7 protein-coding genes are annotated in these 11,885 nt (G+C 52.3%); all 7 read left to right on the top strand.

Annotation, left to right across the window (positions count from 1 at the left end; genetic code table 11):
- Positions 1-317: 317 nt before the first annotated feature.
- The 7 genes from ACRZ95_RS14035 (at position 318) to ACRZ95_RS14005 (ending at position 11,878) form a co-directional block, all read left to right on the top strand.
- Positions 318-3,425, top strand: a complete 3,108-nt coding sequence (locus tag ACRZ95_RS14035) for an AAA family ATPase (protein ID WP_170679684.1) — start codon at positions 318-320, stop codon at positions 3,423-3,425.
- A gap of 137 nt (positions 3,426-3,562) precedes the next feature.
- On the top strand, positions 3,563-4,480 hold the full coding sequence (locus ACRZ95_RS14030; RefSeq protein WP_170640734.1) for a hypothetical protein: 918 nt from the start codon (positions 3,563-3,565) through the stop codon (positions 4,478-4,480).
- A gap of 873 nt (positions 4,481-5,353) precedes the next feature.
- A complete protein-coding gene (locus ACRZ95_RS14025; protein WP_170679682.1) occupies positions 5,354-6,424 on the top strand; it encodes a hypothetical protein in 1,071 nt (356 codons plus the stop codon).
- A 255-nt stretch (positions 6,425-6,679) separates the two neighbouring features.
- Positions 6,680-8,602 carry a DUF3604 domain-containing protein gene (locus tag ACRZ95_RS14020; RefSeq protein WP_170679680.1) on the top strand — a complete coding sequence of 641 codons (1,923 nt, stop codon included), beginning with the start codon at positions 6,680-6,682 and terminating at the stop codon, positions 8,600-8,602.
- A gap of 150 nt (positions 8,603-8,752) precedes the next feature.
- On the top strand, positions 8,753-9,583 hold the full coding sequence (locus ACRZ95_RS14015; RefSeq protein ID WP_170679678.1) for a peptidyl-prolyl cis-trans isomerase: 831 nt from the start codon (positions 8,753-8,755) through the stop codon (positions 9,581-9,583).
- Entirely contained in the window at positions 9,580-10,569 is a 990-nt protein-coding gene (locus ACRZ95_RS14010) for a HupE/UreJ family protein (RefSeq protein ID WP_170679676.1), read from the top strand. Before ACRZ95_RS14015 ends, ACRZ95_RS14010 begins: the two co-directional genes overlap by 4 nt.
- A 202-nt stretch (positions 10,570-10,771) precedes the next feature.
- Positions 10,772-11,878: a saccharopine dehydrogenase NADP-binding domain-containing protein gene (locus tag ACRZ95_RS14005; protein WP_170679673.1), complete on the top strand. Its 1,107-nt coding sequence runs from the start codon at positions 10,772-10,774 to the stop codon at positions 11,876-11,878.
- Positions 11,879-11,885 lie beyond the last annotated feature (7 nt).

Here is an 11,885-nt window from a genome sequence, read left to right as displayed (position 1 = left end):
TCACCTCGTTAGGCTCATAACCTGAAGGTCGCAGGTTCAAATCCTGCTCCCGCAAACATCACAGTCGAACAAAGTACCGAACAAGCCGCCCCAAGGCGGCTTTGTTCATTCTGGGATGCCCCCAAAGTGTTTTGGGAAGTTACATTATTGCTGTAAACTGAAAGAATGTTTTGCCCATCAAGTGGCAGAAAAATTGTTAATCCTGTGAGGGTGCTACGACTGGGGTTGGCGGACTGGAGTATAGCTTTCAAAAACCCCTACTTTTTTAGGTTATTTCCCGCCCTCACCAATTGATAGCGGGGTTTAAGAGGCACGATATGCCCGACGAACTCGATAAATGGTTGGAATTACACAGCCTTGGTCACTACGCAGAGGCTTTCAAAAAGCAAGATGTTCGCGTATCGGATCTTCCTATTCTAACGAAGAACGATCTGATTGAGATCGGACTTCCGATTGGGCCGCGTAGGCGAATGCTAGCCGCTATCTCGCAGATGACGCACCCGGAAACAATGGCAACCAAGGCTCCCGAACTTCGCCATCTTACGTTGATGTTTTCTGATCTTGTTGGTTCTACTCAACTTTCTGAGGAACTTGATATCGAGTCATATAGAGATCTTCTAAATGACTACCAATCACTTTGTTCACAAGCGATAGATGCTCATTATGGTCATTTGGCTCAGTTTCAAGGCGACGGTGTCGTCGCCTACTTTGGGTATCCCAAGGCAGAAGAGGACGACGCGGAGAGAGCTGTACTTGCGGGAATTGAAATCTGTCGAAAATTGGCTGAACCAGCGTTTCAAGGCCGAGAACCGATGCAGGCGCGAATCGGTATCGCAACCGGCAATGTCGTAGTTGAGGCTCGTGGTGGACATGGACTTGCATTAAGTGATGTCCCAAACCTAGCCGCGCGTATCCAGGCTGTAGCTGAACCAGGTACAGTTGCCGTAAGCAGCGAGACCAAAGATCTGCTTGGTCGAAATTTCGATTGCAAACCACTTGGGTTCTATGAATTCAAAGGCTTCTCCGAACCAATCGGTATTTGGCGGGTGCATGGTGTAAACGCGGCAGAATTACGCTTTGTGGCTAGGCAGCGTGGCAGTCTCGCGCCGATGGTCGGCCGCGGATCTGAGCTCCTTCAACTCAAAAAGTGTTGGAACGATGTGCGTGTGGATGGCACCAAAGTGGTCTCGATTTGCGGCGAAGCGGGAATCGGGAAGTCAAGGATTGTTGAGGCATTCAATGAAACGGTTTCAACAAATGACAGGCTAAGACTGAACTTTCAGTGTCTACCAAATCACTCTGGAAGCGTCTTTTTTCCCGTGACTCAGGCGATCGCCCAAGCCGCAGGAATTGCGAGAAAAGACACAGAGGCTCAAAGCCTTGTTAAGCTGCAACACCTGCTGTCCAAGTGGACCGATGATCAAAAAGCGGCGCTTACGGTCTTTGCGCATTCCCTCTCGATCTCGCTACCAACACTGCCAGAACAACCCTCTACACCGCCGGAACAATTGAAAGAACAGTTTTTGGAAGTCTTCGTGGCGGCCATACAAAGGCTAGCAGATAAAAAACCACTTGTGTTGTTGTTTGAAGATTTGCATTGGGTTGATCCGTCTTCTGAGGAGCTTATTGGCTTTTTGATTGAGCATCTCAAAAGCGCCCCGGTCCTGATACTATGCACTTACCGCCCGGATTACGAACCTCCTTGGGCTGGCCATGCAAATGTCACTTCAATCACGTTGGCTCGGCTTGGGGATGGCCAATCCAGGCAAATGCTAGGAAGTTTGGCGGGGTCATTCAGCATTTCTTCGGAACTCCAAGCTCGAATCATTGCCAAGACGGGCGGTGTACCTCTTTTTTTGGAAGAAATGGTGCGCATGGTTGAGCACAGGTTGACGACAACGAACTCAGACCAATCTCAGAACGAAGCTCTCTCTTTGCCTTCAACTCTCAAGGATCTTTTGACCGCGCTGATCGATAACTTAGTTGTTCCCCGAGACTTTGTTTCTGTTTGTGCTGCAATAGGTCGGACGATTATTCCAGAAATGCTTGCTGCAGTTTCCAGCCTTTCGGAACAAGTGGTCAAGGCGCGTCTTGATCAACTGATAAATGCAAAGGTACTTGTTCGACATGGAGAAGGTGAAGGCATTTATTACATCTTCCGACATGCTCTGATTCAGGATGCTGCGTACGAACTTCTATTGCCTAGCCGTGCACGTGCTTTGCATAGAACTATTGCCGACGTGATTGCACAACAGTACCCGGAAATTGCGAGCAAAACACCTGAACAATTAGCTCGACATTACTCGCTGTCTGGAACACCAGATTTGGCACGCAATACATGGAAAGAAGCGGCCGAACGCGCTGCGCAACAATCTGCGACTGCTGAAGTTATATGCAATTTGAATGAAGCGATTTCAGAAAATGCCAAGATTGACGACGTTATCGATCGAGATTCACAGGAGCTTGCTCTACGCCGACTTCTTAACGTTGCATTGAACACTCACGCATTTGGCTCCAAAGAGGTTCGCAGCAATCGTGACCGGCTAAATCAATTGCTCAACGAAACGGACGCCAGTTTGCGCGACAGGTTTCTGGCACTAGTGGTCCAATATGGCTCGTTGTTGATGCTTGGTGATACAACCAGCGCTTTAAAGCTGTGTAAGGATATGGAGCGCATAGCAGAACTAACGGACGATTTGACCCTCAAGGCAATCTGGGCTCATAGCACAGGAATGTCCCATTTCATGTTGGGTGATTTTGACAAGGCGCTAGGGTTTTTTGATGTTGCATTAGAATTAAGACACAACATCGTCTCAGATAGTATACTAGAATACTATGCTGCTGATATTCGGTCTGTAGATACGGCGATGCGTGTTTGGGCTATAGCCGTTCAAACAGGTGAATGTTTGACCCTAGCAAAAACGATGGCGTTAGTCGAAAAAGAACCGCACGAGTTCTCCAAATGCTATGCCTTGGGGGTGATGGCTGCGGCGCATCAATTTGCTGGTAATGTCGAGGCAACCCGCCATCTCAGCGAAATTGGAATGAAAATTAGTGAAGAACGCGAATTTCAATACTGGCGAGCGTGGTGCGAGATCTTGAATGGCTGGGCGAAAGCACGTTCTGGATATCCAGTCGTTGGGGCTGACCAAATAAAAGTTGGAATAGACAACTATCTTGCTACTGGATCGACTCAAATGACACTTTACGCGCGAACGCTGCTAGCCGATGCCTTTTGTGTGGCAGATGATTTCGAATCTGGATTTAGCACACTTGAAGCCATCCGCTCAGACCCGCTCGCGCAATCGATCCGGTACCAGTGTACTTTGATAGATCAAGTTGAAACTAAAATAAAAAACCGGCAACGTCGTTCCATTATAGCGGGTTCGTTGGATCAAAGTCAGCAAGAGAAAGATGGGCATTAGCATCTCGAGTATTAAGCAATAGAAGTTTCCAGAAATACTTCTCGTGCCCGATTCCATATGAGAATCATGTCGTTTGTGATACATATATAGAGTTCTCTGACAGTTGATTTTCTATGATTTAATTAGGAGTGAGAAAGATGCCGATTAGTCAAATTTCGAAATTTCTGGGTGTTTCCGCATTCGTGTTTGGCACTTTTGCCACGGCGGTCTCATCACAGGAAAGTTCGGGCGAAACGATGGTCTCGCGTAACGTATTTGCCATAATTGAAGGATTGGACAAAGAACAAAGCCTCAGCTCGTTTACCATTGAAGTGGACAGGGAACGTCAACCGCTGGATATTGCCGCCCTCGCGCAGGACGTGGTGGACGGTAAATTGGATTACCGTAGCGATGATTTTGCTCAGATCTTAGTGGACGCCAAAGACAATGAACTGATTGGGAGTGATTTGGGTGCATTGGTCGATGCATACCAGGATGGTGGCATGCATGCCGTAGCGGCAGAGCAAGTCATTGCGTTTGTGCAGGGTGGCGCCGATTGCGTTGCGAACGGAGGCGTTCTTGCTTCGGATCGACCGCGTCTGATCCGAAGTGAGATGGACCTTCACTTCAATGTTGGACCATTGCCAGATGGAAGCAATTTCGGAAGGGGTCAGTTCGATGTCAGCTCAATTAAGGTGTTGTTGTGCGTTGTTGCGAACGCACCGGAAAACAGCTACCCAATTATTGTTGATAGACGGTGGGTGTTTAACGTCGGTGATGAAGCACTTATCGCGCAAACTGATGTTGAGTTTCCTCCGAATTCGGGAAAGATTTACCCATTCAACCTCAAAGCCAGTGGTGTTGGTATTGAGCTGGTTTCTTATTACGTATCGGGCGTTCGGCAACCGAGAACAAATATTCTTTATAAGAAGTCTCCCAACTCGTGCATCGACATATTTTTTAACGTTGAACCAGTTGCCGACCAGCCTGTAATGATTTCGAAGCCTGGTGATCTTGTGTTTTGCGCAGGCGGAGCTTGTGGTGACAAGCCTCCGAAATTGGATGCGACACACTAGAGACTGACGGAACTCGGAAAGCGACATGGCATCGATCCGCGGGCCTTCAAAGTGGTGGGTTATGAACACCAAGACCACCCAAAGCGGCATGTCTGAAATTCAATGCATCGCTGATCTTGGCGCATCTTTGGCAAGTTTTTGCTTTGTTGCGTTCTCCAATTATCAGTCCCGTCGGTAGCGAAAACTCAGTTTGACTATCACCTAAACTCGTCAGGGCGAAGTGCTGCGACGGCGAATAAGCTGGACCGCCTCAGACCCCTCGCTGCGGGCAAAGCGGCTTTTTGCGTCAGCAATAATTACGTCTGCAAAAGGTTAATATGTCCGAGGCGTCGACGTTGGAATACCTGATGAACGACCAAACAATGCGGATGATTGCTTTGTCCGCGTAACGGGGGTCTGCGAGTTATAATCAGGATGTCTGCATGCGCTCTTAAACCTGACATTTCAGTCGCGTTCGGCAACGGTGGTTGCACCACCCCGCTACTAAAATACAAACCACCAAAGTCTTGTTTCGACCAACTTGATGAACGCCAACGCATGCAGTCCAAAACATGAAATATTCGGAATGTGATCATGCTCCCGCCGCAGAGCCGCATAGAGGGTCTGAAATTGAACCTTTGTTGTTGTTCGCTCGAACGGGTGCTGTTCGGGACAATCCAGACTTCCGCTGTTGCGTTCCTTGTCGTTGCCAACTTAAGGCGCAGAGGCAGAAAGCAGACTCCCGAAAGAGGCTAGTTCTCACAAGCTAATGCTTGAAAAGACAAAAGCTGAAAATCCACAGACTAATCTCCGGCTGGATAAAAAATCCTTAGCTGCTACTCTGATCCTATGGTGCAGGGCTTTGCACTTGGTTTAAGGGGTTTTTTCTGCAGCTTGAGAATAGTTCTGATCATATTAGCGACTATCTTCGGGCTTGTTGAACCGCGAGCCGGACACGCGTGTGGGGTTTGTATCGAGCGGCCCGAGGCATCGCTTGCAGATCACATCCTGTCGGCTGACTTCATAGTGTTGGCTGGTCCTTCGACCGAAAATCCATTCAAATACGGTGTGCAGGAGGTTCTGAAAGGACAATGGGAAAACCTCGACGACGTGCCGGACATTCCCTTCCTCATTGATAGCGTGACACGGCGCGCCTTTCGCTTGGATCCTACAAGATCTGTTTTGTTGACCTACGGGCCGGATTATCAAGAAAGCACTGATCGAAGCTTCTCGAAGGCGTGGCGGCGTATTTTTCTGGTCGACCCAAACAGAGCTGAATTTTTTGAGGACTTACGCTCGACCGGTGCATTGTGGACCTACGGCGAAACGGACACTCAGGACCGTGTTCAGTTTTTTGCCGAATATCTGTGGCACCCGGACACCGCGCTTCATAACGCGGCCCTGATAGAAATCGGGCGGGCACCCTACAAGCTTGTGCGCCCAATCGGTGACACGTCTACGACAAGGCAGATTCTGAGGGACTTCAACGATTTGAACCGCTTCCCCTACAGATCCGTCGCAATTCGCCTGTTGGGTCTGCAAACAGATTCACAGGCGCGCTCGATTGTGAAGGCGCGTTTCGCTGATGTGCTGGCTTCGGGCGACTTACATTCTTATGAGTGGGCACTTGCCGGTATAGAAGCGGAAGAGGAAGCCGCTATCAACGCAATCGGATTGGCGCTGCAAGACGGGCAAAAGACGTCGGTCGACAGACAGTCGCTTATTCGCGCTTTGGCTGAGGCCGGTGAATCGCAGGCAAGATTCAAGCCTCAAATCATCCAGATTTTCTCGGAAGCTTTAGAAACGGACTCGGACCTGGCCCTGCAGATTGCAATTGCAACGCGGCAATGGAGGAGTTCTCAGTTACACCAGCAGTTTGAGGCTTTGCTTGCCCGGGCTGATACGGACCCGGCCACTCAGTTTGCCCTCAACCTGGCTTTGGGGACTGGTGTGGCGACTGACTAAGCTGCGTTCGAACGGTGTTTGTGTTGCTTGGGTTTCGAACAACAAGGAACGCTTGAACCGCTTGGTGAAGGGCCGAAGCAAAGCGCGCCATAAAGCAGATCGAATTGGCGGCGATGGACGTTCAAATTACGACTGACGCACGCTTTCAAAAAAATTTCAAAGAAAGCAGAGACCTATGATATAGGTAAATTCTAATATGTTTTTCGCATGGGTGCCCGAAGGTACCTGACTTCATTTTTGTAAAGGGAGGTGAATATGTTTCGGCTATCCTTCTGTTTGGTTTCGCTTGTGTTGGCACCAACAAGCGTACTGTCTGACGCGGTTCCAAGCGAAGAGGCCGCAGAAGGCTTGTTCCAGGACCAACCGTATTCACCTTACGCCAACCGAAGTTTCCCTGAACGTCCACTTTGGGGGGATACGCATCTTCACACGGGCCTATCACTGGATGCCGGTGCGTTTGGCAACACTTTGCTGCCCGATGAAGCCTGGCGCTTTGCCAAGGGAGAGCAAGTTATCTCTTCCACGGGTCAACCTGTCCGGCTGTCACGACCGTTGGATTGGATGGTCCTGACGGACCATACTGACCTGATGGGATTTGCCCCAGACCTTCAGGCCGGCAAGCCGGGCGTTCTGTCTGATCCCAAAGGCTTGGAATGGTACGAAGGCTACAAGGCCGGAGGAGAAGAAGCTGGAAAAACGGCCTTTGATATCATCACCAATTTTTCGCAGATGACTTTACCCGAGGTGCTTCTGGAATCCTACAGCCCGGGCGCGGACGCGTTTGCGTTTACGTGGGAACATATTGTTCTCGCCGCCGAGCGGCACAATGACCCCGGCGAGTTCACGGCCTTCATCGGGTTTGAGTGGACCTCGGTCCCGAAGGGGTTCAACCTCCACCGGAACGTCATGCTGCGGGATGGCCCAATCCGGGCGCTTCAGATGGTTCCCCCGGTCACGCAACCGCCCTATGGTGATACGGATCCCAAGTCGCTCTATGCGTGGTTGGAGGAGTATCAGGAAAAAACCGGTGGCCGGGCTGTGGCCTTTGCCCATAACGGCAACCTGTCGAATGGTTGGATGTTCCCGACAGAAGATACCTATCACGGCGGCAAGGTCGACGAGGACTACGTCGCAGCCCGTGCGAAATGGGAGCCACACTATGAGGTCACGCAAATCAAGGGTGACGGCGAAGCGCACCCCTTCCTCAGCTCCGATGACGAGTTTGCAGACTACGAAAACTGGGACGTAGGCAATCTTGATATCACCGAGTTGAAAACCGATGACATGCTGGCCGGAGAATATGCCCGCGAAGCGCTTAAACGCGGTTTGATGCTGGAAGAGAAGTTCGGCGTAAACCCCTACAAGTTCGGAATGGGAGGGGCCACAGACAGTCATACCTCTTTGGCCACCGCGGAGGAGGACAACTTCTTCGGCAAGTCCGTAAGTGTCGAACCTTCGGCCTCAAGGATCAAACATCCGTTCATTGCCAATGACCTTGGCGAAATCCCCGGCGATCTGCTTGTGGCGTCCGGATATACGGCCGTCTGGGCGACCGAAAACACGCGTGCCGCGATTTTTGACGCGTTCAAGCGGCGCGAGACATATGCCACAACCGGCCCCCGGATTGGTCTGAGGTTCTTTGGCGGGTGGGATTTCAGTGACGCAGATGTGGAAACCCGCTTTCTTGCGGATGTTGGTTATACCAAGGGTGTCCCAATGGGGTCTGACCTGCGTCCACGCGAAGGGGATGGGGCTCCGTCCTTCCTGATCGCAGCGCTGCGTGACCCGGTTGGTGCCAATCTTGATCGCGTGCAGGTGGTCAAAGGGTGGCTGGATGCCGACGGCGCCATGCAGGAAAAAGTCTATGATGTAGCGTGGTCGGACGACCGCGTCGCGGACGGCAACGGCAAGATCCCAGCGGTTGGAAATACGGTTGACGTTGATACTGCCAGCTGGACCAACACAATCGGCACGGCGGAACTGGTCACCGTTTGGTCCGATCCTGATTTCGACCCGAATGAGCGTGCCTTCTACTATGTCCGGGCCATCGAAATCCCTACCCCGCGCTGGATCCTGTATGACAAACTGCGCTTCGGGGCCGAATTGCCTGAGGACGCGGTCCTGACACATCAGGAGCGCGCCTATTCCTCACCGATTTGGTATACGCCTTCCGAGTGAGCTGTCTTGAAAACTCAGCCGACCGCCGGAGTCTGGAATATCACTCCGGCGGTTTCCTTGCGCCTCACAGCAGGCAGGGCGTAGATTTATGTGCAAACCGTTTCCAACATTGACGGTCAGAACCTGATTGCATTTCCAGCAGGAGCCTTCATGCGTTTGCTAAAAGAACCGCTGTTCCATTTCTTCCTGATCGGGGCGGCCATATTCATCTGGTTCCACATCATATCTCCGGAATCCGAAGCAGCCGTAGACAGTGAGAGGATAGAAATCACCGAGCAGGACGTCACGCTGCTGTCTGAACAGTTTGAAGCCCGCTGGAAACGCCCACCGAACAGGGCCGAGCTGCAAGCGTTGGTCGACGCCTCAATCCGGGAAGAGGTTCTGGTGCGTGAGGCGAAGAAGCTTGGTCTTGATCGTGGTGACACAGTCATCCGATCCAGACTAAGCCAAAAGATGGGCTTTCTGACCGAAGCCATTGCCGCATCAGTTGTTCCGGAAGACGACGTGCTAGAGGCGTTTCGTCAGCAAAATCTGGATCAATACGCGACCCCTCAAAAGATTGCTTTCACTCAAGTCTTTCTGGGCGAAAACCCCGCTGACGGCGAAGTCGAACAGGCCCTGGAGGCGTTGCGTGCGCAGCAAGAACCGGCTGATCTCAGCAGATCGACCCTTTTGCCCGCCTCGATGCCCTTGTCAGCCACACGGGTTGTCGACTCGGTTTACGGAAATGGGTTCTCGGATGGTTTGACACCCCTCGCAAAAGGGGAATGGGCCGGTCCGGTTCTGTCGGGCTACGGTGTTCATCTGGTCAAGGTCCTTGAGATTGAACCCAGCCAGAACCCGCCATTGGAAGAGATTCACGAGGTCGTTTTGCGGGACTGGCTGCGTGCGACAGGCGAGGATCTGGCGCAGGCGCAATATGAAACACTGGCCCAAGGCTATGAAATCATCGCTCCGAATGTTGCGGAGCTGTCTGAATGAAGGCGGCACTCTGTTTTCTGATCTTGCTGCTGTTTTCATTCACGGCAGACAGGGCAAACGCGCATGCCCTTGATCCCGGTTACCTGGAAATACGCCAAATCGCGTCTGATAGTTGGAGCGTTCATTGGCGCAAACCGGATGTGAATGGCCGGCCAATGGCGATTGATGCCGTGTTGCCCGAGGTCTGCACCCCGGCACGAGGGCCAGACCCGGTGGCCGGGAACAGGGCCTGGGTCTCGTCGTGGATCGCAGAATGCAGCGCGGACATTGCCGGTCAGCCCATCGCGATTGAGGGCTTGGAGACCCAAAACAACGATGTTCTGGTGCGCCTGCATCCGTTGCAGTCAGAACCGTTGACCCTTCGTTTCACGCCGGATGCTGCCGTCCAGACCATACCGGTGGCACAGTCAACATGGTCCGTTCTGGCCGCGTATTCCGTCTTGGGGTTCGAGCATATCCTGGAAGGCTGGGACCATCTTCTGTTCGTCCTTGCCTTGTTCATTCTGGTCCGTGATCGCTGGCGGCTGGTCGGGGCCGTCACCGCGTTTACCCTGGCGCATTCGATCACTTTGGCGCTTGCTACCTTTGGCGTTCTGAACGTTCCTGGACCACCTGTCGAAGCTGTCATAGCGCTCTCGATCGTTTTTCTGGCGATGGAGATTGCAAAGGATGGCGAGGGCAGGTTCCGGCTGTCAAAGGAGAAACCATGGATCGTCTGCTTCGGCTTCGGGCTTTTGCACGGGCTGGGCTTTGCTGGCGCTCTGGCAGATATCGGTCTGCCTGCGAACGACATTCCCGCGGCTCTGCTGGCGTTCAACCTTGGCGTTGAAGCTGGGCAGCTGTGTTTCATTGGGGCTTTGGCCCTTGTGGTTGCAGTATGGCGGCAGGTTGCGTTGCCACTGGGCCAAAAGGCCACGATCGTTGCTGCCTATGGCATTGGTTCCGTGTCGATGTATTGGTTGATTGAGCGCACGGCCGGATTTTGACGCTAGGCTCTGCCTTAGGATAATGAACGCGTCTCTGCTTTTGATGACAGCTTCGCGACCTATGTCCAAAACCTGTTTCGTCAAAAAGGGAAAATATCCCGTAAAAATGACGAAATCATCCGTTATATCGTCAATTTAACACCTGCGAAATGACGATATTCTCCGCCACTCTGGACTGAAAACCAGAAGGAGGAGGCGCGTTATGGGTTGGAATATTTGCATCGTAGGGGCTGGCAAGATCGGGCAGATGATCGCCACTCTGTTGAAAGGGTCTCCAAACTACAGCGTCTCGGTTGCGGATCATGACCTTAAGGCCTTGGGCGATATTGCCAAATTGGGCGTGGCGACCAAGCAGATTGATGCCTCGGATATTGAAGGTTTGGCGCAAGGGCTGAAGACATTTGACGCAGTGATCTCGGCGGCTCCGTTCTTTTTGACACCGAATATCGCGCAAGCTGCCCAGCAGGCCGGCGCGCACTATTTTGACCTGACCGAAGACGTCGCTGCTACCAATGCCGTGCGCGCTTTGGCGGAGAACAGCAAGACTGCATTCATGCCCCAATGCGGGTTGGCACCTGGTTTCGTCGGGATCGCGGGGGCATCGCTGGCGGCCGAGTTTGATGAAATCGACAGCCTGCATATGCGGGTCGGGGCCTTGCCTCTCTTTCCGACCAACGCGTTGAAATACAACCTGACTTGGTCGACCGATGGACTGATCAACGAATACTGCAACCCGTGCGATGCCATCGTGAACGGCGAACGGGTGAAGACCGCTCCGTTAGAGGACTATGAGGTTCTGGGCCATGACGGGGTTGAGTATGAGTGCTTCAACACCTCAGGCGGACTTGGAACCCTTCCCGAAACCCTCGAGGGCGAGGCACGAGCGGTGTCCTACCGCTCGATCCGCTATCCGGGTCATTGTGACATCCTGAAACTGTTGTTGAACGATTTGGGACTGGGTCAACGCCGCGATCTTCTGAAAGAGATTTTTGAGGCCGCCCTTCCGCGCACTGATCAGGATGTTGTGCTTGTCTATTGCACTGCCAAGGGCAAGATCGACGGCGCCCTGCGCGAAAAATCCCTGATCAACAAAAGCTTCGCACGTGAGATCAACGGACAAGTCTGGAGCGCCATTCAGGTCACCACTGCAGCGGGCGTACTCGGCGTGGTTGATCTGATGCGTACGGGCGTTCTGCCCTCGAGCGGTTTTGTCCGGCAAGAGCAGGTGAAGCTGTCCGATTTCCTGAACACCGAATTTGGCCGGCTCTATCGGGCGGGCGACGTAACCCCACAGAACAAGGCGGCGTAAAAGATGA

This window comes from Ruegeria sp. AI3, from assembly GCF_056541245.1.
This window is presented reverse-complemented; position numbering and strand designations above follow the sequence as displayed.

Bases quoted from the DNA above. Each gene is read 5' to 3' on its own strand.
- ACRZ95_RS14035 (WP_170679684.1), top strand. From the start codon at position 318: ATGCCCGACGAACTCGATAAATGGTTGGAATTACACAGCCTTGGTCAC.
- ACRZ95_RS14030 (WP_170640734.1), top strand. From the start codon at position 3,563: ATGCCGATTAGTCAAATTTCGAAATTTCTGGGTGTTTCCGCATTCGTG.
- ACRZ95_RS14020 (WP_170679680.1), top strand. From the start codon at position 6,680: ATGTTTCGGCTATCCTTCTGTTTGGTTTCGCTTGTGTTGGCACCAACA.
- ACRZ95_RS14015 (WP_170679678.1), top strand. From the start codon at position 8,753: ATGCGTTTGCTAAAAGAACCGCTGTTCCATTTCTTCCTGATCGGGGCG.
- ACRZ95_RS14010 (WP_170679676.1), top strand. From the start codon at position 9,580: ATGAAGGCGGCACTCTGTTTTCTGATCTTGCTGCTGTTTTCATTCACG.
- ACRZ95_RS14005 (WP_170679673.1), top strand. From the start codon at position 10,772: ATGGGTTGGAATATTTGCATCGTAGGGGCTGGCAAGATCGGGCAGATG.